General features: G+C 43.1%; 20 protein-coding genes. 14 read left to right on the forward strand and 6 right to left on the reverse strand.

Translation table 11 applies throughout. The annotated features are described in order from the left end of the window. Positions 1 to 59: 59 nt before the first annotated feature. Positions 60 to 551, reverse strand: coding sequence for a GAF domain-containing protein (locus tag K08M4_RS07840; RefSeq protein WP_086049475.1), 492 nt, complete (start codon positions 549 to 551; stop codon positions 60 to 62). Between the two features lie 89 nt (positions 552 to 640). Between K08M4_RS07840 and K08M4_RS07845 the strand changes: the two genes are divergently transcribed. From K08M4_RS07845 to rsmF, 4 genes are all read left to right on the forward strand, one after another. Continuing rightward, complete coding sequence (locus K08M4_RS07845; protein WP_086049476.1) at positions 641 to 2,437, forward strand: ABC transporter ATP-binding protein; 1,797 nt, start codon at positions 641 to 643, stop codon at positions 2,435 to 2,437. Between the two features lie 78 nt (positions 2,438 to 2,515). Continuing rightward, positions 2,516 to 3,889 carry a PqiA/YebS family transporter subunit gene (locus K08M4_RS07850; RefSeq protein ID WP_086049477.1) on the forward strand — a complete coding sequence of 458 codons (1,374 nt, stop codon included), beginning with the start codon at positions 2,516 to 2,518 and terminating at the stop codon, positions 3,887 to 3,889. Next, the gene (locus tag K08M4_RS07855) at positions 3,876 to 6,533 is read left to right on the forward strand and encodes an MlaD family protein (RefSeq protein ID WP_086049478.1); all 2,658 of its coding nucleotides are present in this window, start codon (positions 3,876 to 3,878) and stop codon (positions 6,531 to 6,533) included. The genes K08M4_RS07850 and K08M4_RS07855 overlap by 14 nt, the downstream gene beginning before the upstream one ends. Positions 6,534 to 6,702: 169 nt before the next feature. After that, complete coding sequence (rsmF, locus tag K08M4_RS07860) at positions 6,703 to 8,124, forward strand: 16S rRNA (cytosine(1407)-C(5))-methyltransferase RsmF (protein WP_017086834.1); 1,422 nt, start codon at positions 6,703 to 6,705, stop codon at positions 8,122 to 8,124. Between the two features lie 308 nt (positions 8,125 to 8,432). Here rsmF and K08M4_RS07865 read toward each other — a convergent pair whose 3' ends face one another. Then, positions 8,433 to 9,338, reverse strand: coding sequence for a CvfB family protein (locus tag K08M4_RS07865; RefSeq protein ID WP_086049479.1), 906 nt, complete (start codon positions 9,336 to 9,338; stop codon positions 8,433 to 8,435). A 28-nt stretch (positions 9,339 to 9,366) separates the two neighbouring features. On the opposite strand from K08M4_RS07865, the gene K08M4_RS07870 reads away from it, so the two are divergent. Then, positions 9,367 to 10,722 (forward strand): hypothetical protein, encoded by a 1,356-nt coding sequence (locus K08M4_RS07870; protein ID WP_012603874.1) that lies wholly within the window; start codon positions 9,367 to 9,369, stop codon positions 10,720 to 10,722. 83 nt (positions 10,723 to 10,805) lie between these two features. Here the strand turns inward: K08M4_RS07870 and K08M4_RS07875 are convergent, their stop codons facing one another. Together K08M4_RS07875 and K08M4_RS07880 are read right to left on the reverse strand one after the other, a co-directional pair. Beyond that, on the reverse strand, positions 10,806 to 11,291 hold the full coding sequence (locus K08M4_RS07875) for a PaaI family thioesterase (protein ID WP_086049480.1): 486 nt from the start codon (positions 11,289 to 11,291) through the stop codon (positions 10,806 to 10,808). A 176-nt stretch (positions 11,292 to 11,467) separates the two neighbouring features. After that, positions 11,468 to 12,355: a putative PEP-binding protein gene (locus tag K08M4_RS07880; protein WP_086049481.1), complete on the reverse strand. Its 888-nt coding sequence runs from the start codon at positions 12,353 to 12,355 to the stop codon at positions 11,468 to 11,470. Positions 12,356 to 12,562: 207 nt separating this feature from the next. Here K08M4_RS07880 and K08M4_RS07885 point away from each other — a divergent pair, with 207 nt between their 5' ends. Beyond that, positions 12,563 to 13,621, forward strand: a complete 1,059-nt coding sequence (locus K08M4_RS07885; RefSeq protein ID WP_009846643.1) for a 3-deoxy-7-phosphoheptulonate synthase — start codon at positions 12,563 to 12,565, stop codon at positions 13,619 to 13,621. A 12-nt stretch (positions 13,622 to 13,633) separates the two neighbouring features. Continuing rightward, entirely contained in the window at positions 13,634 to 14,116 is a 483-nt protein-coding gene (locus K08M4_RS07890; protein WP_004733632.1) for a YajQ family cyclic di-GMP-binding protein, read from the forward strand. 165 nt (positions 14,117 to 14,281) lie between these two features. Here the strand turns inward: K08M4_RS07890 and K08M4_RS07895 are convergent, their stop codons facing one another. Further along, the gene (locus K08M4_RS07895) at positions 14,282 to 15,223 is read right to left on the reverse strand and encodes a precorrin-2 dehydrogenase/sirohydrochlorin ferrochelatase family protein (RefSeq protein WP_086049482.1); all 942 of its coding nucleotides are present in this window, start codon (positions 15,221 to 15,223) and stop codon (positions 14,282 to 14,284) included. 480 nt (positions 15,224 to 15,703) lie between these two features. On the opposite strand from K08M4_RS07895, the gene K08M4_RS07900 reads away from it, so the two are divergent. The 6 genes from K08M4_RS07900 to K08M4_RS07925 all read left to right on the forward strand — a co-directional run bounded on the left by K08M4_RS07900 (position 15,704) and on the right by K08M4_RS07925 (position 21,366). Further along, positions 15,704 to 16,732, forward strand: a complete 1,029-nt coding sequence (locus K08M4_RS07900) for an amino acid ABC transporter substrate-binding protein (RefSeq protein WP_004733634.1) — start codon at positions 15,704 to 15,706, stop codon at positions 16,730 to 16,732. A 71-nt stretch (positions 16,733 to 16,803) separates the two neighbouring features. Then, positions 16,804 to 18,009 (forward strand): amino acid ABC transporter permease, encoded by a 1,206-nt coding sequence (locus K08M4_RS07905; RefSeq protein ID WP_086049483.1) that lies wholly within the window; start codon positions 16,804 to 16,806, stop codon positions 18,007 to 18,009. Between the two features lies 1 nt (position 18,010). After that, a complete protein-coding gene (locus K08M4_RS07910; protein ID WP_086049484.1) occupies positions 18,011 to 19,108 on the forward strand; it encodes an amino acid ABC transporter permease in 1,098 nt (365 codons plus the stop codon). Positions 19,109 to 19,130: 22 nt separating this feature from the next. Beyond that, positions 19,131 to 19,895, forward strand: a complete 765-nt coding sequence (locus K08M4_RS07915; RefSeq protein ID WP_004733637.1) for an amino acid ABC transporter ATP-binding protein — start codon at positions 19,131 to 19,133, stop codon at positions 19,893 to 19,895. Positions 19,896 to 20,190: 295 nt separating this feature from the next. After that, positions 20,191 to 20,856: a Bax inhibitor-1/YccA family protein gene (locus K08M4_RS07920; protein WP_086049485.1), complete on the forward strand. Its 666-nt coding sequence runs from the start codon at positions 20,191 to 20,193 to the stop codon at positions 20,854 to 20,856. Positions 20,857 to 21,036: 180 nt separating this feature from the next. Further along, positions 21,037 to 21,366: a TusE/DsrC/DsvC family sulfur relay protein gene (locus K08M4_RS07925; protein WP_086049486.1), complete on the forward strand. Its 330-nt coding sequence runs from the start codon at positions 21,037 to 21,039 to the stop codon at positions 21,364 to 21,366. Positions 21,367 to 21,420: 54 nt separating this feature from the next. Here the strand turns inward: K08M4_RS07925 and yccX are convergent, their stop codons facing one another. Continuing rightward, positions 21,421 to 21,708: an acylphosphatase gene (yccX, locus tag K08M4_RS07930; RefSeq protein ID WP_086049487.1), complete on the reverse strand. Its 288-nt coding sequence runs from the start codon at positions 21,706 to 21,708 to the stop codon at positions 21,421 to 21,423. Positions 21,709 to 21,796: 88 nt separating this feature from the next. Here yccX and K08M4_RS07935 point away from each other — a divergent pair, with 88 nt between their 5' ends. After that, a complete protein-coding gene (locus tag K08M4_RS07935) occupies positions 21,797 to 23,200 on the forward strand; it encodes a methyl-accepting chemotaxis protein (protein WP_086049488.1) in 1,404 nt (467 codons plus the stop codon). Positions 23,201 to 23,254 lie beyond the last annotated feature (54 nt).

Raw genomic sequence — 23,254 nt, forward strand, 5'->3', positions numbered from 1 at the left:
GAAAATATTTTTACGTATTATAGAGAGATGCTTGGGAAAAACCACAGTAAGAGAATAATTTATGCCTTGTTCGCGTGCGAATTAAGCAGCTTTTCCACTTCTGCCATGAAAAATGTTAGTCCGTCCTCGTCAATTTGAGAAAAACGGCCAACATTTGGGCTATCGATATCAAGAACGCCCGCTATTTTTCCACCAATCGAAAATGGTATAACGATTTCTGAGTTACTTGCAGCGTCACAAGCGATGTGTCCTTCGAATTCATGAACATCATAAATGCGCTGAACTGTATTCGTCGCGACCGCCGTTCCACATACACCACGACCTACCGGAATTCGAACACAAGCTGGTTGACCTTGGAATGGGCCAAGCACAAGTTCGTCTTTTTCCTTAGCTTGGTCTTGCTTCATTAAATAGAAACCGGCCCAGTTCAACTCATCCAACTCCATGAATAATAATGAGCTGATATTAGCTAGATTAGCAGTTAGATCGGGTTCTGATTCAATTAATGCAACGGCTTGTTTGGTTAAGCGTTGGTAATGTTCTATTTTCATATTAACTTCCAATTAAATTGAGACTTCCATTATCAAGAGAACGCAGTAAAATGCGGCCATCAAACTAAATAGGACTTATTCTCATTACAATGACCAATTCAGAAGACACTATTAGCCGTTCTTGGTTAATAACTCAAGTAAAAAAACACAAGTCCAAATTACTGTTTGCTAACATTATTGCCATTTTTGCAACTCTCATTAGTGTCCCTATCCCGTTGCTCATGCCACTAATGGTTGATGAAGTATTACTTGATAAGCCGGCTTCTGGCTTAGAAATGATGAACCACCTACTTCCATCATCGTTGCAAACACCTACGGGCTATATAACACTGACTTTGCTGTTAGTCATTATCATGCGTACTGTTAGCCAAGCATTAAACATTCTTCAAGGACGTCAGTTTACTCTCGTGTCCAAAACCATTACCTATCAAATGCGCAGCAAGATGATAGATAAGCTTGGCCGCATTAGTATTAGACAATACGAGACCAAAGGCAGCGGCGGTATTAATGCTCACTTGATAACAGACATAGAGACAATAGATAAGTTCATTGGTTCGACTCTATCTAAGTTCCTAATTAGTTTCTTAACCGTATTCGGCACCGCTATCGTATTGTTGTGGTTAGAGTGGCGTTTAGGACTGTTCATTTTACTGGTCAATCCTGTTGTGATTTATTTCTCCCGTAAACTAGGCAGCAGGGTCAAACACCTTAAAAAGTACGAGAACCAATCTTTCGAGCGCTTTCAGAACCGTTTGGTGGAAACCTTAGACGGTATTTATCAACTGCGTGCAGCAAATAAAGAGCGCATCTTTCTCGATGAACTTAAGGCTCAAGCAAACCAAGTAAGAATCGATGCAGACAAATACGCTTGGCAATCGGAAGCAGCTGGCCGAGTTTCGTTTCTGCTGTTCCTATTAGGTTTCGAGCTCTTCCGTGCCGTCGCTATGCTAATGGTGTTATTCAGTGACTTAACCATTGGTCAGATTTTCGCAGTCTTTGGCTACTTATGGTTTATGTTAGGCCCGGTACAAGAGTTATTAGGGATTCAGTTCTCTTGGTATAGCGCAAAAGCAGCACTGCAACGCATCAACGATCTTCTTCAGTTAGAAGAAGAGAAGCGCCCTATCAGTAAAGTGAACCCATTTAATGAAGATCAAGAAGTGACAGTCGACATTGAAGACGTTACATTCTCTTACACATTAGAAAACACTGTTTTAAATAGGCTATCGCTGCACATTCCTGCAGGTAAGAAAGTCGCTTTAGTGGGTGCGAGTGGTGGTGGTAAATCTACGTTGATCCAGTTACTGATTGGTGTTTATCAAGCGGACTCGGGGTCCATTCGTTATAACGGCGAAACAACCGACGACATCAGTTTCGATGTAATACGCAGTCAAATTGCCGTTGTTTTACAACAACCTATACTTTTTAACGATACATTAAGGCATAATCTGACCCTTGGTGCTGAATACGATGAAATGTCGTTGTGGCGGGCACTTGAAGTCTCTCAAATGCAAGATGTCATCAAGCAACTGAGTAATGGTTTAGATACTCAAATTGGTAGGAATGGCGTTCGACTGTCTGGCGGGCAACGACAACGCTTAGCGATAGCCCGAATGGTGCTGAGCAATCCGAAGTTTGTTATTCTTGATGAAGCGACATCAGCGCTCGATACAGCAACAGAGTCAGCACTGCATAAAGCGCTGAGCGAGTTTTTGAAAGATCGCACAACTTTAATAGTGGCTCATCGATTATCAGCGGTGAAACAGGCCGATCTAATCTATGTTTTAGAAGATGGGCAAGTTACACAGACGGGAACACATGGTGAATTGGTTGAACAACAAGGATTATATCAAACACTCTATGGCAGTGTGCAATCGCACGCCTGACGTTTATTGTTCTAGAGATTTAAATCAGTGTTGTTCTAGGCATTTAAATCAGCTTAAAAGTCTGATTAGTGTTTCAACTTGGGAGGTCGCGTGACCTCCCCATCCGTAACCAACTCTTTATCGACTCAGCATTCGTTGCCAACTAAGTCTTCGTTAACAACTAAGTCTTCGTTAACAACTAAGTCTCCGTTAACAACTAAGTCTCCGTTAAGAACCGAGCACCAGTGCGATAGCAGCTCTGTACGCCTGTGTCAGGGCTGCGAACTCCCCGTTGATAAAATGGACATCCCTTTGGGGAAATCCGCTTACTGCCCAAGATGCGGTACTCAGCTTTATAGAGGCGGTACCCCTAGCCTGTCTGGAAACCTAGCAATTGCGATTACCTGCTTATTGCTGTTTATCCCCTCACACTTTTTTGAATTCATCAGTATTCGCCTGATTGGTGTCATGATACCTGCGACATTACCCTCTGGCGTATTTACTTTAATGGGTGAAGGCTTCCCTCTACTTGGCTTGTTGATCTTATTCTGCAGTTCGATCGCCCCGTTACTTGTTTGTACCTCGGTACTCATCACCCATTTATCCTTGCGCTTTAAGATTTTCACACCATTTCGTTATGCATTAGCTATCATTCAGACACTTAAGCACTGGATGATGTTGGATGTATTTCTGGTGAGCGTGGCAATCTCGTGCTTCAAATTACAAGATTACTCAGATATTTTCGTCGGCCCTGGCTTAGTTGGTCTGATTCTACTGCAGCTTTTCAGTGTGTTACTGGTAAGTCGGATCAGTGTGCGTCGCTACTGGGAAGCTTGGGCTCAAGAGTCTCACTACTCTTTTGATAAAAGTAAGAACGTACACTGTCATAACTGTCACCTGTCTCAGCCTGACGGACACACTTGCGTGCGTTGTCACCATGACTTATATCATCGCAAACCCTACTCTGTACAAAAGACATGGGCTCTACTTTTTGCCGCCTCAGTGGCTATCGTGCCGGCCAACGTCATTCCAATTTCTATCGTGATAACAAACGGACAAAGATTAGAAGACACCATCATCTCCGGTGTCGCTTCGCTAATTAATAGCGACATGTATGGCATCGCAGCAATCATTTTTATTGCCAGTATCGTCGTGCCTGTCGCGAAAATACTTGGTCTAACGTATATCTTAATTTGTATCAAAATGAAGCGTGCGGTTTACCATAGACAACGTATGACCATCTATTTCATTGTGAAATGGGTGGGAAAGTGGTCGGTAATGGATCTGTTCGTTATTTCGATCATGATGACCTTGGTCGACCGTGGACAAATTTTAAACTTTACACCAGGTTATGGTGCAGTCGCTTTTGGCGTCGTGGTTGTTCTCACGATGCTAGCGGCGGAAAGCTTAGATCCTAGGCTAATTTGGGATAACTACACCTCTAAAGATGAGTCAGTGAATGAACAACGATAACCAATCACAAACGTCATATTCACCAGAAGTCAGGAAAAACAAAGGTATTTCCCCTTTGTGGATCCTGCCGATACTAACCGTCGCATTAGCGGGTTGGTTGGTCATGAAATCGATACACGATGCAGGACAACGTGTGCAGATATATTTCTCAGATGCCGCAGGTTTAGTCGCAGGTCGAACAACCATTCGCTACCAAGGCTTAGAGGTGGGTATGGTGCGCGACATTACCTTGTCCAAAGATTTATCGAGCATCTATGTCGATGCTGACATCTACCCAGAAGCGCAAAAGCTACTCTCAAAAGGCACACGTTTCTGGCTTGTAAAACCAACGGCAAGTTTATCTGGTATCTCAGGGTTAGATGCGCTTGTTTCAGGTAACTATATTGCTATCCACCCTAGCGAAACCAAGCAAGAACCAGAAACCGTTTTCCAAGCCTTAGAATCATCCCCTTCTGACTTATTGGCTTCGGAAGGCCTGAATATATCACTGACGACCAAAGATCTGGGTGGTGTGTCTGTAGGCTCTCAAATCGTTTATCGTAAAATTCCAATTGGTGAAGTTTACAACTATCAGCTAAACGACAACGCAAAATCCGTGACGATTCAAGCGGCGATTAAAGATGAATACAGCCACATCATTACCGACCAAAGCCGTTTTTGGAATGTCAGTGGCTTAGGTGCCAGTATCGGATTTTCTGGTGTCGACGTACGCTTAGAAAGCCTCAGTGCTCTGCTTGGCGGTTCAATTGCGGTCGACTCTCCGGGAGAAGGTCAGCCAGTAGAAATGAACACCAAGTTCAAGCTCTACCCAGATTTGAAAACCGCCGGTCGTGGTATCTCTATCAAAATCGCCGTGCCAGACGACAACAAGATCAGCGCAACGGGCTCTCCTATCATGTATCGAGGCATTGAAATCGGTCAGATCACTGATTTATCTTTAAGCGAAGGGCGTGAAAACGTCATCGCATCTGCAGCTATTCAACCGGCATTCAGTGACTTTTTAAATAGCGGCAGTCAATTCGTTTTAGAAGAAGCTGAACTGTCACTCACTGGTATGAAAAACATTGCCAACTTAGTGACAGGTAACTTTTTAACCTTGGTTCCAGGTGAAGGTGAAAAAGCGCGTCGATTTACTGCGATTCGTAAAAATGAGTTCAGTCAGGAACAAGAAAAATCCGTTGCGATTCGCTTAACGTCGAACAATTCATTCGGGTTGGATGTCGGTACCCAGCTACTCTATAAAGGCATTGCTGTTGGCTCTATCATCCAAGTGGGTTTAGTCGATGGTGTGGGCACTGGCTCAGACAAACACGAAGTGTTTATGGATGCGCTTATCGATAACGAGTATGCTCACCTAATCAAAAGCCACAACCGTTTCTTTGTAACTGGCAGTGCAACCGCAGAGCTGACCGAGTCTGGCTTGAGTGTGACAGTTCCACCTGCAAAACAGCTTCTTACTGGCTCAATTAGCTTTGTGAGTGAAGGTCAATCTAAAGCACGAACGGACTACCAGCTTTTCCAAAGTAAGTCGTTAGCCGAAATCGCTAAGTTTAATCAATCTGGCTCAAAGACACTGTCGTTGTTTGCGAGCGAGCTACCTTCAATTTCTAAAGGAAGCCCACTACTCTACCGCAACCTACAAGTGGGTAGTATTTCTGATTTTCAGCTTGCCGACGGTGGCGTGAGAATCAAAGTCACGATTGAAAACCGTTACACGCACTTACTCAATAAACATACTGTTTTCTGGAACCGTTCTGGCGTTGAGATTGATGCGTCTTTATCGGGTATCAGTATTAAAGCGGCACCCGTTAAAACGCTAATTCAGGGTGGTATTGCTTTTGACTCTCTTCCGGGAATAGACAACAAACTCGGTGATGTGTGGAAGCTTTATAAAGATTCGAAATCCGCTCGAAAATTTGGTCGCGCAATAACGATCACCTCTTCTGGCGATCAAGAAGTCAGCAAAGGCATGGCGATCAAATATCAAGGCGTCACCGTCGGTGAGGTTACCTTGGTGATTCCTAACTTCAATAAAGGCGGTATTGAAATTACTGCGCGTATTTTACCTGAGTACGTAGACAAGATTGCCGTGGCGAACAGTCACTTCTGGTTAGCAGAACCTGAGATTGGCCTTAACGGCATCAAAAACGTCTCTGCGCTTATCTCTAAGCACATCAACGTAGATCCGGGCAATGGTGACAGAAATACGAAATTTAAGCTGAGCAAAGGACCTGTGCAGCCTGAAGGGAAGATATTCCAGCTACAAAGCGAAACGCGAGGCTCGGTATCTGAAGGCACACCTATCCTATTCCGTGAGCTAGAAATCGGCAGTGTTATCGATGTTCAGCTAGGCGAATTTGCTGACCGCATCATCTCTACGATTCAAATAGAACCTGACTACGCGTATCTGATCCGCGCAAACACTGTGTTCTGGAACGTGTCGGGTGTCGATGTTTCTATCGGCCTTTCTGGTGCAAACATCAAAGCAGGAACGGTAGACAGTTTATTGAGAGGCGGAATTACCTTCTCAACGCCACCGACGAGTGAACTTCAGCCTGTGGCAAGCGAAGATCAGTCTTTCTACCTATACCCTCAAGCAGAAGATGAGTGGAAGTCATGGAGAACCGCGATTCCTCGCCCATAGAGTGAATCCTCAGAAGCTCCATGCAAATTAATACAGCTTAACGAAGATTAATTCTTCATCAAAATGCAGCCATTCGGCTGCATTTTTGTTGTTTGCCGTAAATATGGTTTAGGACGACCTCATTTTGCTTTAAACTCCCCGCATTAATGCAATAATTCGAGATACTCTTTTGCACGCTAACGTATATATTCCTGAAGAATTCCTAACGCACATCGAAGCGATCATGCCTAGTCACCTAGATATGGCTTCTTTTGTTGCCTCATGCCAAAAACCACTGCGTAAAAGTATTCGAGTCAACACACTGAAAATCAGTGTGGAAGACTTCCTAGTAAGAGCAAAAGAGAAAGGCTGGGAACTGGAACCTGTACCTTGGTGCGAAACAGGGTTTTGGATTACAGCTGATGAAAGTGAAGCGCCTCTAGGTAATACGGCAGAACACATGTCTGGTCTTTTCTACATCCAAGAAGCCAGTTCTATGATGCCACCTTCGGCTCTTTTCCAAGGCGAAGCTGATTACCAAGCCGTGCTAGATACTGCTGCTGCACCCGGATCTAAAACAACGCAAATCGCTGCGCTAATGAATAATCGCGGCGTGTTGGTTGCCAATGAATACGCTGCAAGCCGTGTGAAAGTACTTCACGCCAACATCGAACGTTGTGGCGTTCGTAATGCCGCACTCAGTAACTTCGATGGTCGAGTTTTCGGTGGTTGGTTGCCAGAACAGTTTGATGCTGTCTTACTGGATGCACCCTGCTCTGGCGAAGGTACCATTCGTAAAGACGCTGATGCGATGAAGAACTGGACGTATCAATCTGTAGTCGATATTGCTGACACGCAAAAAGACCTGATTGAAAGTGCATTCCATGCTCTTAAACCTAATGGTGTTTTGGTTTACTCAACATGTACGTTAAGCACTGAAGAGAACCAACAAGTGTGCCATCACCTAAAAGAAACCTTTGGTGATGCGGTTGAGTTTGAATCTCTTGAATCACTGTTCGACAACGCAAAAGCAACGACTACTGAAGAAGGCTTTCTTCACATCTTCCCTCAGGTGTATGACTCTGAAGGTTTCTTTGTTGCACGTATCCGTAAACTAGCGTCTGTGACTCCACCAGAAGTTAAAAAACGCATGGGTAAATTCCCATTTGAAAAAGCGTCAAAGAAAGCTCAGCAAGAAGTCGCTGAACAACTGCTTAGTGCTCTCGATATCGAACTACCAAGTGATACTCAAGTTTGGATCCGAGATAAAGACGTTTGGCTATTCCCTGAGGCGCTTGAGCCTATGATCGGTGCATTCCGTTTCTCTCGTATGGGCATCAAGATCGCTGAAACCCATAAAAAAGGTTACCGATGGCAACACCAAGTCGCGACAACGCTCGCGACAGGTAATGAAGCTAACATTGTAGACCTCATCATCGAAGATGCTCGAGAATGGTTCATGGGCCGAGACGTTCGCCCAGAAGGCTTGTCAGGCAAAGGCGAAGTGCTAGTAAAATACAACGGCGCAATCATCGGCCTTGGTAAATGGGTAGGTAACCGAGTGAAGAATGGCTTACCAAGAGAGCTAGTACGCGACAAAAACCTTTTCTAGTCGTTCGATTAAGCTCTCACTGTACTGAGAAAAACAAAAAGCCCAAACAACGTTCATTGTTTGGGCTTTTTCTATTCTTGTCGGCTAGCTCATTTCAAGGGAAGCACTGAAAAATCAACACTTAATTATACAAATATCAATTCAAGTCGCTATTTCCGATAACAAAAATCGCTTATTAGGGAATTTAAACTAGACTTCAGTCTAACAGTCAAATAATTAAAACGATTAGCGTAGGCTCTTCGGAGCCCTTTCCCCTAAGCCCAAACAGGAAAGTTTGGGCTTTTTTTTTGACCAAGAGAACCGCTTATTTAACTAAGCTTAATACCTTCTTTGTCGATAGTGATCTTGCCAGATTTGTACAAGCCACCAATCGTCTTCTTGAACGTACCTTTACTGGTTCTGAACGCAGAGAAAATAGCTTCGGGAGAAGACTTATCATTTAAAGGCAAGTAACCGCCTTTCTTCTCAAGCAGATCAAGAACCTTAGTGCTTAGGTCATCCATTTTAGCGACACCAATTTTCTGAAGAGACAAATCAATCTTACCGTCTTCTTCACGAACGTTTTTGATGTAACCTTTTAGCGTTTTACCGATGAACAGTTTACCGATGATGTCTGATGGGAAAATCATACCCCAGTGTTCACCGTTCACAATTGCTTTGTAACCCAATTGGCTGCGCTCAGCGATAATGAGATCAACTTGCTCATTTTGCTTATAAGTCGCAGGCGTGTTGTCTAACCATTTGTTGAACTTCGTTGTACCAACAATACGGCTCGATGCTTTATCGATATACACATATACTAAAATTGACTGGCCTTCGTTTAAACGACCACGCTGTTCACTGAAAGGAACAAGTAGGTCTTTACCTTTCACGCCCCAGCTCATGAATGCACCAGTACTATTTACGCCTTCAACTGTCATCAAGCCAAACTGCCCTACTTGAGCGATTGGTTTTTCAGTGGTTGCAGCGATCTGGTTGTCAGAATCAATGTATAAGAAAACATCTAACTTTTGACCAATTTCAACACCTTCAGGAGTAAATCGTTTCGGCAGCAACACGGTTCCATAGTCGCTCGCGTCAAGGAATACACCGAAGTCTGCTTGTTTTACTACTTCTAAGTTGTTTATTTGACCAATATTAATCATCAAGATTGTCTCTACTTTAAATTTGGCGGAGATTATACGTGATCTCTGATATGCTTTCGCTAGTTTCATTCATATTTTTATATTCTAGGAGACATCGTTGATCACCGTTGATAAACAAGATGCGATAACACTTAAAATTAACCATGCGATGGCGAAGACCAAAAAGCTAGACATGGACGTTTATCTATTTATTCCCGGTGAACTCGGACTGACTCCTGAAGTACTTTCTGAAAGTGCCTTTTTCTACAGTTCAATTACTCAAAAGCGCGCTTACTACAGTGATAAGACACTATTACCATTGGTACACAGCCGCTTAGCAAAACGTGGCCGCTTATCAACGACACAGTATCGTGTGAGTTTGAGTTTGTTCGCCTATCAATACGTGATTGCTTTAGATAAAGCCGTTAGCAGTTTGAATAAGACAGATAGTGACGACGTAACGGCTGATGACGTCGATGAAGTTATTGAACTGGCTTTAGATATCTTGAAGAAGCTTCGTCGTAGTATTCCTTATGAAGAAAACCTAAAGCGCTATTATGCCAATATTGATAATTACCTTTCTTGGTACACGGAGCAAAAGTTCTTATCTTTGGTATCACATATGCCACGTGGCAGTGAATACTCGACGATAAAAGAGCGACTCTTAACGCTTTGTGAAAAAGAGACTGCCCACCGAAAACTTAATCGCTATAACTCAGCCAAGGTACGAGAAGACGTAACGCGTTTGAGCAACAAGATGCGACTGCTGCGACGTTTGATAGAACACCCTATCGTCCTCAAAGAAAAGACGACATCAATGGGTAAGAACGTAAAGAGAGCCGTTAAAGGTATCGCCACAGGCTTAGTCATGGTGGTCGTGACCACAACCGTTATATTGGCTCGCGACTTCCTCGGAGAGATCACCGCATCTTTCATCGTATCGATGTCATTTATCTATGCGTTACGCGAAATATTCAAAGATGACTTGAGAGATATCCTTTGGCGCTGGCTTCGTAAAGGCAAACCTAAATGGAAACGCCGCTACTTTGATCCAACAACCAATAAATCTGTCGGCCATAAGCTTGAATGGTTGGACTACGCGAATTTTTCTAAGTTAGCAGACCGTATTCAATCAATACGTAAGAAACGTGTTGTTCAACGTGAAGAGCAAATTTTGCACTATCGTTCGCATACAGAGATGTCGACATCGACCTTTATGAGTGGTTACGAAGAGACTCGTGAAACGGTATCGATCAGCCTCAGAGCGCTAACACGCTTGATGGACAAGGGTTCAAATAACGTATATCGCATGAATGAAGGGCAAGTAAGCCGAGAATCAGTAGAAAAACGCCACCTGCTCAACCTGATCATTAAAGAGAACAATCACGACGATGAACCTACCTATTACCGCTGGAAAATCGTCATGAATCGTTCAAAGATCGTTGATATCGAGCAAATCACTCAAGAATCTTAGCGTTAGAACGGTATGTGGATGCTCAATTTACATGCCGCTCGTTCACTTTTCGCTCCCTTCATGCTACTCCGCGAACTTTTTAACTACTTTCTCGAAGGTACTTTCTTAATAGAAAGCGTTAACGTGAACTCCGCCATTGGCTCGGCGCCATGCAAAGACGGACAAGTCGCGATAATCGTCACTGGTTGATTCACACGCTCGCCAGTAGACATGGTTTCTGCCAACATAGTGTTGATCAGCTCACCATCGTTACAAGTGAAGTGTACGTCACCTTCTGGACGCTTCAAGAAATTACCTGTCACCTCTTTAAATGCCAAAGAAATCTTTTCGCCCTGCTGCTGAGATTTACTCATAGCAAGGAAACCACCTGCTACGTCAGCTCCCACAGCTAACACACCAAAATACATGCTGTTGAGGTGGTTCTTAGTTCGCCTTTTGAGAGGAATTTTCACTTCAACATGTTGATTATCCAGCGCGAGCAGTTTTGGTCGGCATAACCAGATCAGAGGCACTTTGAAAAAACCGAACATGCTCAAGTAGAAATTTGCTTTTTGTAGAGGGGTCAGCATTCTAATTACCTAGTTAAATAAGTCATCAGACCAGTTAATCGATTTGCGATGTGTATGTCAAAAAAATGTTACAAAAAAGAGATATCATCGCATAATGATATCTCCCTTTTTCTCTAAGCTTTAGTGACTTAGATAAACTCAAACAGCAAGTTGATTTATCTAAACAATAAGCTGGTTTATGCAGTGATGACTGTTTCTACACCTTCGAGATCCGCAATGAACCCTTGTAAGCGCGGGTAGTCCATCAGGCCTTGAGTCACAAGCAGGACGGGCTTCTTCGCGTTCAGTGTTGCTTTAACAATCATACTCAACAAGGTAATAACCGCCTCGTTTTGAGGATCAAAAGCGTGTTGCTGAGCTTCATTGTGCTTGTCTACACCTAAAGTGAAAGACGCTAAGCTATCAACGTTTACCACAACACCATCAAAGTAATGCAGTAATCTTTCGCTTAGTAGCACTGCAGACGGCACATCGCACGAGAACAGAACTTTCAAGCCATTCAGACCACGCGGTAAGCCTTGCTCTGCAAGCAAATCAATAATCTTAGCGGCATCGCTTAATGCTCGTACATACGGTACAACCACTTCAACGTTAATACCCTGCTCTCGCAGCGCTTTAATAACCTGACACTCTAAAGCGAAAGCCTTGCTGTACTCGGCTGTCGCATAACGCGCAACCCCACGAACACCTAGTGCCGGGTTTATCTCTTCGGCTTCACAGCTACCACCAAGTAGCGAACGGAAGCCATAGCTATCAGCACTACTTAACGCAATACGAACAGTGGCGTGGTTTGGCTGAACGGCTGCTTGAATGGCAATAACCAAGGTCGAAACAAAATGCTCATCGACTGTTTTATCGCCAATGATCGCATCTAAAGAGGTTTTTTCGATATCAGTCAGTGTTTCTAAATGACTTTCAATACTTGGATGATAGAAGACACGATCCATGACCAATTCAGATAATGAAACGTATAAGTGGTTGGAATTATTATTATCGTTGTAAGAAGGCAGCACATCACCTAAGACAAGTTCTGGGTGCAAAGTGCTTTGATTTTCTTGAGTCATTGCTGCTCCAGCATTTTTATGTTGTGTTCAAACGAAAATACCGATAGCTGCCTGTTAATACAAGTGAAAATCCCCCATTTGACGTTGGCCTGCTTATAAAAATGAGAATATTAGCAATAACAGAGATAACTTTGACTTAAGAGAGTTTATTCCTCTGTTCAATTCCGTTATCTTAACCACTTCGCAATAGAATAAAAAAGCTATCACATGCCATTAAAAACTGATGAGTTGAGAACCCAAGCTCTGGGTCCTATGCCAACTCCTGCCGAACTAGGCAATGCACACCCTATTACTGACGACGTTGCTGAGCGCATTAAGAATTCTCGCCGCCAAATCGAAGATATCCTAACGGGTCGTGATAATCGCCTATTAGTTATCGTTGGTCCTTGCTCTGTTCACGATACAGATGCGGCACTTGATTACGCTGAACGTCTAAGTCAGATTCAAGATCAATACAAAGATGAACTATTCGTTGTCATGAGAACCTACTTCGAGAAACCTCGTACGGTTGTAGGTTGGAAGGGTTTAATTACCGATCCTAACCTTGATGGTTCATACGCACTTGAAACAGGCTTGAATAAAGCACGTAAGCTATTGCTAGACATCAACAAGCTTGGTCTAGCTACCGCGACTGAATTCCTTGATATGATCACCGGTCAGTACATTGCAGACCTTATCACTTGGGGCGCAATTGGCGCTCGCACGACTGAGTCTCAGATTCACCGTGAAATGGCTTCTGCACTGTCTTGCCCAGTTGGCTTCAAAAACGCGACTAACGGCAACATCAAAATTGCCATTGATGCGATTCGTGCTGCGCATGCTTCACACTACTTCTACTCACCAGATAAAAACGGCCGTATGACGGTTTACCGTACTTCTGGTAACCCTTACGGTCACGTAATTCTACGTGGCGGCGATAAAGGCCCTAACTTCGATGCTGAATCTGTGGATAACGCATGTAAGCAACTGGCTGAATTCGACCTGCCTCAACGTTTGGTTGTAGACTTTAGCCACGCTAACTGTCAAAAACAGCACCGTAAGCAGCTAGAAGTAGCACAAGACATTTGCGAGCAAATCAAATCTAACAAGAATCAAATTGCAGGCATTATGGCGGAAAGCTTCATTGTTGAAGGTAACCAGCCAATGACAGATATCAACAACCTAGAATACGGCAAGTCTATTACTGACCCATGCCTAAGCTGGGAAGATACTGCAACAATGCTCGATATGCTTGCAACAGCAATTAAAGATAGAAACTTAGCTTAAGGAAACAACACAATGCCATCATTTGACATTATCTCTGAAGTAGAAGCAGTAGAACTGCGTAACGCGGTAGACAACGCAAACCGTGAACTATCGACTCGTTTCGATTTTCGTGGCGTTGAAGCAAGCTTTGATTACAAAGATGAATCAGTAAAATTGACTGCTCAAGACGATTTTCAACTGAAGCAAATGCGCGATATCCTTCGTAGCAACCTAACAAAACGTAATGTTGATCCTAACGCGATGGAAGCGAAAGCAGCAGACCAAACAGGTCGCACTTGGCACCAAACGGTTATCTTTAAGCAAGGTATCGAAACGGATGTTGCTAAGAAAATCGTTAAGCTAATCAAAGACAACAAAGTTAAAGTTCAAGCGTCTATCCAAGGCGACAAAGTTCGTGTAACTGGTAAGAAACGTGATGATCTACAAGCTGTTATGGCTCTAGTTCGTAGCGGTGAACTTGGTCAACCTTTCCAGTTTGACAACTTCCGCGACTAATTTTTGAGTTTGAGCGACCGATTATTTGGGTTGCTCCACCATCAACACAATGTCGTGTTTTAAATAGCAAAATGCCACTTCGTTTTACGAAGTGGCATTTTATTTATCTGGTCAGTTTTATTCGTATACCGCGAGGGCATTTGAACAAAGCTAGTAGATCGAGCCTTAACTAAGCACTTTTGCAGCAGACAGTTTTAGGTCTTTACCAACCAATAGATTAAACTCTACGCTTGCTGGTGGAATAAACACACACACTCGTAATTTCTCTGCTCTGGCTTGCTCAAGTTTGGTTGATAGCTCTCCGCTATTAACATAGCTCTCTCTTTCTGCATCTCGACGACATAAGTCTATAAATTCGAATGGACAATCGATTGGTGAAAGTACTAGCTCTGCCTCTTGCATCAGACGTAAAGCCTTCATAGAAAGTAGCTCAACATCTTCTTCAAATTCGATCCAAGTGACCTGCCCTTCACTATCAACTTGCTCAGTCAACGACTGTTGATAATACGATTCAAGTTGATCCCTATCCGTCACTTGATTAATAAAACTGGACGACAAAAAGCGCTCCCAGAATTTTCGGCGTTCATCAACAGTAGGAAAGGACTCTTTAATTGAATTGCGTTTTGATGCACCGAAGTCCGCTATCAAACCTATGTTCTGTGGCAATACAGTTTCGAGTTTTTCTCTAATATTTCTCACCAAAACAGGTGATGCACCCCCACTTGAGATCGCAATTTGGATTCGTCCGCGATTTATCATTGAGGGTGTGATGAAATCACAATAGGGTAAGTCATCGACCACATTGACAAGAATACCCATTTTCTTTGCATCATTATGTACTTGATGATTTAAGTTTGGGTTGTCGGTCGTTGCCCACACTTGTAAGTAGTTTTTCGAGATAAGCTGTGACGAGTAAAAATTTTGAACCCAACGAAGTTTGTCTTCATCGGCTAACTGTTTTAAGTAAGGTGCGACCTTAGGAGAAACCAAAGTTACATTAGCTCCCGCTCGTAGCAAACTGTCGACTTTTCGGCAAGCAACCTCGCCCCCACCAACCACTAGAATCGGCTTATTCTCTACATCCAAAAACATTGGGAAATAACGCATGTTCTTCCTTGAGGTGACTTCAATAACTATTCAGCCATGCTACCAAATTTGGAGCATATTCATAACTATCCAAGTGTAATAAAAATATTTATTGACCAAATTTCAATCTTTTTTAAGGTTAATCCGCCAGTAATGCGACTCTCATTCAGAATATTTACCTAGTCTGCCATCAATGTAAAAACCTAAATCTCGTTGCACCAACAGTGTGAACCGTTGCACTATTTACATTCAGTTAACATTTGTTCATTCTAATTGTGTTCGGATTTGTGATTTCATTCAAAATTCTTTTTAAATTATACATTTGTGAAACTACGGATCCTTTCCTAACCTTATAAACAGTTGTTTAAATCGCACACGGTTTCATTTGCAAAATGCAACTCGCTTAATTTGAGCAACAAGGTCATAGACAACGCAACACACAAGAGACACTCAAACGAGTATGAGTATCAGGTGTCACCTGGTTAACAAGGAAGGATACAAATGACAAATAAACTAACACTTCTTGCTTCAGTAGTAGCTGCATCAACTGCGATGATGGCAACATCAGCATCAGCGGCAGAAAGCACTCTGGACAAAGTCACATCTCAAGGTTTTCTAACTTGTGGTGTAAGTACCGGTCTTCCAGGGTTCTCTAACCCTAACTCAAAAGGTGAATGGGAAGGAATTGATGTTGAGTATTGTCAAGCTCTTGCAGCGGCTGTACTCGGTGACAAGACTAAAGTTAAGTATGTACCGCTAACAGCAAAAGAGCGTTTTACCGCGCTTCAATCTGGTGAAATAGACGTACTATCTCGTAACACAACATGGACGCTACATCGTGACACTGCTCTAGGTTTGAACTTCGTAGGCGTTAACTACTACGATGGTCAAGGCTTCATGGTTAAGAAAGAACTCGGTCTTACAAGTGCTCAAGAACTTGATGGCGCTTCAGTATGTGTTCAATCAGGTACAACGACTGAGCTTAACCTAGCCGATTACTTCCGTAACAGTGGCATGTCTTACAAGCCAGTGGTATTTGATACGGCAGCACAAACATCAAAAGGCTTCGACGCGGGTCGTTGTGATGTGCTAACGACTGACCAATCTGGTCTATACGCACTTCGCCTAAACTTAGCTGATCCTAAATCTGCACAGGTACTTCCTGAAATCATCTCTAAAGAGCCACTAGGCCCTGTTGTTCGTCAAGATGATGACAAGTGGTTCAACGTAGCTAAATGGACGCTTTCAGCAATGATTAACGCGGAAGAGTACGGCATCTCTTCTAAGAATGCTGATGAAATGCTTAAGTCAAAAGATCCAAACATCAAACGTATTCTTGGTGTTGACGGTCCTAAAGGTAAAGGCCTAGGTATTCGTGATGATTGGGGTTACCAAGTCATTAAACAAGTTGGTAACTACGGTGAGAGTTTTGAACGTACTGTAGGTACAGGTTCACCACTACAGATCTCTCGTGGCGTAAACGCACTATGGAATGCGGGCGGCTTTATGTACGCTCCACCAATCCGTTAATAAATTAACAAGCATCAATTAGGGCGGACTTTTCCGCCCTATTTATTAAATGGATTTGAGGTTATAGCAGTATGAAACCTAATGAAACTATTTCTCCAACTCAAGTAAAACCACAGCCCAAAAGTGCCAACCTTTTTTACAACCCCACTTTTCGCTCAGTTGTTTTCCAAATTCTCGCCGTCGCGGCGCTTTGTGCTTTCTTTTACACGATTGTAAATAATGCACTCACTAACTTAGATTCCCGTGGTATCGCCACTGGTTTTGATTTTCTATCCCAAGAAGCTGGTTTTGGTATCGGCTTAACATTGATTGAATACGACGAAACATTCTCATACGGTCGTACATTCTTTATCGGTCTTCTCAATACCGCTTTAGTTTCAGTATTAGGCATCATGTTAGCCACAGTACTGGGCTTTAGTATGGGTATCGCTAGACTATCTTCAAACTGGCTAGTTAGCCGATTTGCAGCCGTCTACATTGAGATATTCCGAAATATCCCTCTTCTGTTGCAAATCTTCTTCTGGTATTTTGCCGTTCTACAAGCTTTGCCTTCTGCCCGTCAAAGCATGAGCCTTGGCGAAGCCATTTTCTTGAATGTGCGTGGTTTGTATTTTCCTGCCCCGGTATTGGAACAAGGCAGTAGCATTGTCATCGCATCATTGATTATTGGTGTCATCGCTACTTTTATTATCAACATCTGGGCGAATAACAAACAAAAGCTAACCGGTCAACAAACACCAATGTTGCGAATTGCTGCGGCACTGGTTGTGGGCTTACCATTAGTCACTTACTTTGTTATGGGCATGCCTATCTCTGCGGAGTACCCTGTTTTGAAGGGGTTTAACTTCAAAGGTGGTATCAGCATCATTCCTGAACTGGCAGCATTGATGCTCGCTTTAAGTATCTACACAGCCGCATTCATCGCCGAGATTGTGCGTTCAGGTATCAACGCGGTAAACCATGGGCAAACAGAGGCTGCTATGTCTCTAGGGCTCCCGCGAACAAGAACTCTTAAGTTGGTGATTATTCCGCAAGCATTAAGAATTATTATCCCACCACTAACCAGTCAGTATTTAAACCTGACCAAAAACTCATCACTTGCGATGGCCATTGGTTACCCCGATCTTGTGTCTGTATTTGCAGGAACAACATTGAACCAAACTGGACAAGCTATCGAAGTAATCGCGATGACAATGGGCGTCTACCTGACTCTAAGCCTTTTGACATCCGCTCTAATGAACATTTACAACCGCAAAGTAGCGTTGGTGGAGAGATAAGATGAGTACACATCAATTTCAACCTGATCTTCCGCCTCCAGCGAATACTGTTGGACCTGTCGGTTGGTTAAGAAAAAATCTATTTAATGGACCAATTAACAGTGTCGTCACTGTGGTGCTTGCTTACTTTGCTTTCACTTTATTATGGGCAATAGCTGACTGGGCATTCTTGAGCGCTGATTGGATAGGAACAACACGTGATGCCTGTACTAGCGAAGGCGCTTGTTGGGTTTTCATTAGCGTCCGTTGGGACCAATTCATGTACGGCTTCTACCCAGAAGCGGAACTGTGGCGTCCTCGCTTTTTCTACGCAACATTAGCTATTTTTGTTGCTTTGTTAGCTTACGAAAAAACACCTAAGCGTACGTGGATTTGGTTATTTTTTGTAAACATCTACCCGTTTATCATTGCAGGCTTACTATACGGTGGTGTATTGGGTCTAGAGGTTGTTGATACCCATAAATGGGGCGGCCTGCTGGTTACACTGATCATCGCACTTGTTGGTATTGTAGTATCACTCCCTATTGGTGTTGCACTTGCACTTGGGCGTCGTTCAGAGATGCCTATTATCCGCAGTATGTGTACCGTTTACATCGAGATTTGGCGTGGCGTACCGCTGATTACGGTTTTATTCATGGCTTCGGTAATGCTTCCCCTCTTTTTATCTGAAGGAATGGAAACCGATAAACTGATCAGAGCGCTTGTCGGGGTAGTACTGTTTAGTGCTGCTTATATGGCGGAAGTAATCCGTGGTGGTTTGCAAGCAATACCAAAAGGTCAATACGAAGCCGCTGACGCTCTAGGATTAAGCTACTGGAAAAAAACAGGGCTTATCATTCTGCCTCAAGCTCTTAAAATCACGATTCCTTCAATTGTGAATACCTTTATTGGTTTGTTCAAAGATACCAGTCTAGTTTTGATTATCGGTATGTTTGATGTACTAGGGATTGGCCAAGCCGCGAATACCGACCCTGAGTGGCTTGGGTATTCAACAGAAAGTTATGTATTTGTCGCGTTAGTGTTCTGGGTGTTTTGTTTTGGCATGTCGAGATACTCGATTTGGCTAGAAAACAAACTTCACACCGGTCACAAACGATAATTAACAAGATCAAGGACGTATTATGACGCAGCAAACAGAAAACAACTCTCAAGGTCTTATGATCGAGTTAAAAGACATGAACAAGTGGTACGGTGAGTTCCACGTTCTTAAAAACATCAATTTGGAAGTTAGAAAAGGCGAGAAAATTGTAATTTGTGGCCCTTCTGGTTCAGGTAAATCCACAATGATTCGCTGTATCAACCGATTAGAAGAGCACCAAAAAGGTCATATCTTCGTTTCAGGTAATGAACTGACAGAAGATCTGAAGAACATTGAAGCCGTGCGCAGAGATGTTGGTATGTGTTTCCAACACTTCAACCTATTCCCTCACCTAACGGTATTGGAAAACTGTACTCTGGCCCCAATTTGGGTCAAAAAGATGCCAAAAGAGGAAGCTGAAGCCATCGCGATGAAATTCCTCGAGCGTGTAAAAATCCCTGAGCAAGCGGATAAATTCCCAGGACAGCTTTCAGGTGGCCAGCAACAGCGTGTAGCTATCGCTCGTTCTTTGTGTATGAACCCGCAAGTTATGCTATTTGATGAACCAACATCGGCACTTGACCCAGAAATGGTTCGTGAAGTATTGGACGTAATGGTCGAATTGGCCGAAGAAGGCATGACAATGTTGTGTGTAACGCACGAGATGGGTTTTGCTAAAGAAGTTGCCGACCGCGTTATCTTTATGGATGCAGGTGAAATCATAGAAGAGAACAACCCTGTCGACTTCTTTGAAAACCCACAATCGGACAGAACGCAGAACTTCTTGAGCCAAATCTTGCACCATTAATGTGTTATGATGCATAAACTATAGAGGCGACTTAGGTCGCCTCTTTATTTTTCAAGGTTATAGATAGTTTTTCAAAGGTTATAAATCATTAGCCAATAACTATAAAAGTTTGAACATTGAGTGTTAGCGACACTTTATACGTCATTAGAAACACTTTGTTACACCTTCAGAAACACTTAACCGACTATTTTGATTATTATTTTAGGTCTACAAGAGGAATGAAAGACTTGATTTTTCGAACTTTCAGCCCCATAAATGTACTAATAACTATTGAAGTCACCTTACGAGGAAGATTATGAACAGCCCTATGTTTTCACGCACAGCATCTCAAGAAAGTGCTCTGCAAACCAATAAAGTGTTGCGTAACACCTACGCACTACTGTCTATGACACTACTTTGGTCTGCTGTAGTAGCAGGCGTATCTATGGCGATGAACCTTCCTCGCCCTGGTCTTATCATTATGCTAGTTGGTTTCTACGGCCTTCTATTCCTAACAGAAAAGAACCGTGACAACAGCATGGGTCTAGTCTTCACATTCCTATTTACAGGTTTCTTAGGCTACACCATCGGTCCAATCTTAAACATGTACGTTGGCGCAGGCATGGGTGATGTCATCCTGACTGCACTTGGCGGTACTGCACTGGCATTTATGGCTGCATCTGCTTACGCCCTAACAACTAAACGTGACCTTTCATTCCTTAACGGTATGCTAATGGCTGGTTTCGTTGTTCTGCTAGTCGGCATGGTTGCAAACATCTTCCTACAAATGCCACTACTATCACTGGCAATGAGCGGTATGTTTATCCTATTCTCGACTGGTGTAATCTTGCTAACAACGCAAAGCATCATTCGTGGTGGTGAAACGAACTACATCTCTGCAACGATTAGCTTGTATGTTTCTATCTACAACATCTTCATCAGCCTACTAAGCATCTTAGGCATCATGGGCAGCGACGACTAATCGCTCCTATCATTGAAGAATATCTAGCCCAAGAGCTCATCTCTTGGGCTTTTTTGTATCTATCCATACCAGAACTCTTTAGATAGCTGCAATATTTCTTGAGATCGTTATAAATCTATTGAGAAAAGTAAACTTGGTCATGTACCCTATCCAGATAGTTAATTGGACTCTGGATTAAACATGTTTGAATATAACGGCAAGCAAATCGAAACCGACGCTCAAGGTTATCTGTTGGATTACACTCAATGGGAAGAAGGTATGATTAAAATTCTTGCTCAAGATGAGGAAATTGAACTTACTGATGCACACTTAGAAGTCGTACATTTTGTAAGGAGCTTTTACGAAGAATTCAAGACCTCTCCAGCCGTTCGCATGCTCGTAAAAGCGATGGAAAAAGCGCACGGCCCTGAAAAAGGTAACAGCAAGTACCTGTTCAAATTATTCAAGAAAGGCCCCGCAAAACAAGCAACCAAACTCGCCGGTTTACCTAAACCAGCAAAATGCTTGTAGAACTAAAATAGCGCTAGGTTGATCTCAACGTAAAAAGTTAAATACTGTAGTGTCCTACAGTATTTTAAACTCCCCTACACGTACCTCCTGCCGCTCATGATCTTTAACTTGATGCATGACGACATTGTCTACTGTTGCGCTCGGTGGTCCAAGATTAAGCCAAGCGTGTAACTTCTCAAGTTTCAGCACCTCTCCGACCGCTAACACTTCAACTCGACCATCATTTAGGTTCTTTGCATAGCCGGAAATGCCCAAATCCAGCGCCTGCCTACTGGTGTGATAACGAAATCCAACACACTGAACTACGCCTGACACGACAAAAATATACTGCAGAGTTTCCATAACGTTGCCTCATAAATTATATGGATGATATAGTTGCGATTCTATTCATTCACCATTTATTGGTGGGCTTACTTCGAGTATTACAATTATGAAAGAAATCCCGTTTCGTTGGATTGACAAATATCTCATTCACCTAAAAATCCAAGAAAAGTTCTATCTACTATTCTTATTACCTCTTATCGCCCTGGTTATACTGACTCTAGTTTTAGATAGCGCCGCGGACTCTTTACTTGCCCACCTTTACCAGGATGAATTGCACCTGATGAAAGGGCTGATTGAAGCTGGACAACTCACTAAAGATCAGGTGTCTCAACTCATTAGTAATTCTGAAACCATCTCTTTAGGATATGGTGCAGGATCAGTTTCTGTAATGGATGGAGCCTTCAGTTTAGTCGCAAGCCATGAACAAAACCTTTGGTCAGCTCTTTCTACTACTCAGATTTCGATTATTGCAGTAACTCTAACGCTTATCGCTCTGGGTGTTTACTACATCATGACTTTCATCGGCGGTGCTATGTTCTCAATGAACAAAGCACTCAGCACACTTGCGAGTGGTGATTTAACTTGTCGTATGAACTACTTTTTAGTTCGCGATGAGTTCAGTGAAATTGCTATTACTATCGATAAGGTAGCGGAGCGTGAACAGAACATGGTTCTCTCAATCCAAGAGTCTGTTGCACTCATGCAGCAGATCAGTTCGGATTTAAACCAATCAACGCAACAGAGTTCAAATATCTCTAGTAATCAACAAGAGCATTTGAATAGCCTCGCGAGCGCAACTGAACAAATGGCAGCAACGATTCGTGAAGTCGCTACCCTTGCCCATGACTCGAGCACTCAAACGATGGACGCTCGCGGTGTCGCGCAAAGTGGTCAAGTTAAGGTTTCTAATACTTTGGAATCGATCTCTAGCTTATCTCAAGAGATCCAGTCGGCTTCGCAAGCAGTAGAAGAACTTGATGCTAATGCAGCGCAGATCGATGAAGTAGTCGCAACCATCAATGGTATCTCTGAACAAACTAACCTGTTAGCACTAAACGCTGCGATTGAAGCTGCTCGAGCTGGAGAGCAAGGCCGTGGTTTTGCAGTTGTTGCCGATGAAGTTCGCGCCCTTGCCGGACGAACTCAACAAGCGACAGTTGAAATTCAGAGCATGATAGAATCATTACAACGTAACAGCCAGTCGTTAACAAAACTGATGGAAGTGACAGTAAACAATGCCAATGAAGGCCAAACACTGATGTCGGAAGTGAACGTTGAGATCGGTTCTTTAGCTGAGAAAAACCAGTCTATTTCTGATAGTAGTACGCAAATTGCTACTGCTGCAGAAGAGCAAGGTGTCGTTGCGGATAATATTGCACAAAGTGTTGAAGAGATTCGTCATCAATCAGACGGCATCTGCGAGATGATCAGTAAGAGCAACTCTAACGTTGACCAACTTCGTAAGCAGAGCGATACAATGGAAGGTTTGCTGATAGGTCTTAAGGCTTAATACTGACATCTAATCACCACCTAATGATTGTTCAATACAAGGGCTGCTTTTGCA

Source organism: Vibrio syngnathi (assembly GCF_002119525.1).
GTDB lineage: Bacteria > Pseudomonadota > Gammaproteobacteria > Enterobacterales > Vibrionaceae > Vibrio > Vibrio syngnathi.

Bases quoted from the DNA above. Each gene is read 5' to 3' on its own strand.
- K08M4_RS07895 (WP_086049482.1), bottom strand. From the start codon at position 15,223: ATGCGTTATTTCCCAATGTTTTTGGATGTAGAGAATAAGCCGATTCTA.
- K08M4_RS07880 (WP_086049481.1), bottom strand. From the start codon at position 12,355: ATGACTCAAGAAAATCAAAGCACTTTGCACCCAGAACTTGTCTTAGGT.
- K08M4_RS07915 (WP_004733637.1), top strand. From the start codon at position 19,131: ATGACGCAGCAAACAGAAAACAACTCTCAAGGTCTTATGATCGAGTTA.
- K08M4_RS07875 (WP_086049480.1), bottom strand. From the start codon at position 11,291: ATGCTGACCCCTCTACAAAAAGCAAATTTCTACTTGAGCATGTTCGGT.
- K08M4_RS07920 (WP_086049485.1), top strand. From the start codon at position 20,191: ATGAACAGCCCTATGTTTTCACGCACAGCATCTCAAGAAAGTGCTCTG.
- K08M4_RS07840 (WP_086049475.1), bottom strand. From the start codon at position 551: ATGAAAATAGAACATTACCAACGCTTAACCAAACAAGCCGTTGCATTA.
- K08M4_RS07855 (WP_086049478.1), top strand. From the start codon at position 3,876: ATGAACAACGATAACCAATCACAAACGTCATATTCACCAGAAGTCAGG.
- K08M4_RS07905 (WP_086049483.1), top strand. From the start codon at position 16,804: ATGAAACCTAATGAAACTATTTCTCCAACTCAAGTAAAACCACAGCCC.
- K08M4_RS07925 (WP_086049486.1), top strand. From the start codon at position 21,037: ATGTTTGAATATAACGGCAAGCAAATCGAAACCGACGCTCAAGGTTAT.
- K08M4_RS07885 (WP_009846643.1), top strand. From the start codon at position 12,563: ATGCCATTAAAAACTGATGAGTTGAGAACCCAAGCTCTGGGTCCTATG.
- K08M4_RS07910 (WP_086049484.1), top strand. From the start codon at position 18,011: ATGAGTACACATCAATTTCAACCTGATCTTCCGCCTCCAGCGAATACT.
- K08M4_RS07845 (WP_086049476.1), top strand. From the start codon at position 641: ATGACCAATTCAGAAGACACTATTAGCCGTTCTTGGTTAATAACTCAA.
- yccX (WP_086049487.1), bottom strand. From the start codon at position 21,708: ATGGAAACTCTGCAGTATATTTTTGTCGTGTCAGGCGTAGTTCAGTGT.
- K08M4_RS07890 (WP_004733632.1), top strand. From the start codon at position 13,634: ATGCCATCATTTGACATTATCTCTGAAGTAGAAGCAGTAGAACTGCGT.
- K08M4_RS07900 (WP_004733634.1), top strand. From the start codon at position 15,704: ATGACAAATAAACTAACACTTCTTGCTTCAGTAGTAGCTGCATCAACT.
- K08M4_RS07865 (WP_086049479.1), bottom strand. From the start codon at position 9,338: ATGAAACTAGCGAAAGCATATCAGAGATCACGTATAATCTCCGCCAAA.
- K08M4_RS07935 (WP_086049488.1), top strand. From the start codon at position 21,797: ATGAAAGAAATCCCGTTTCGTTGGATTGACAAATATCTCATTCACCTA.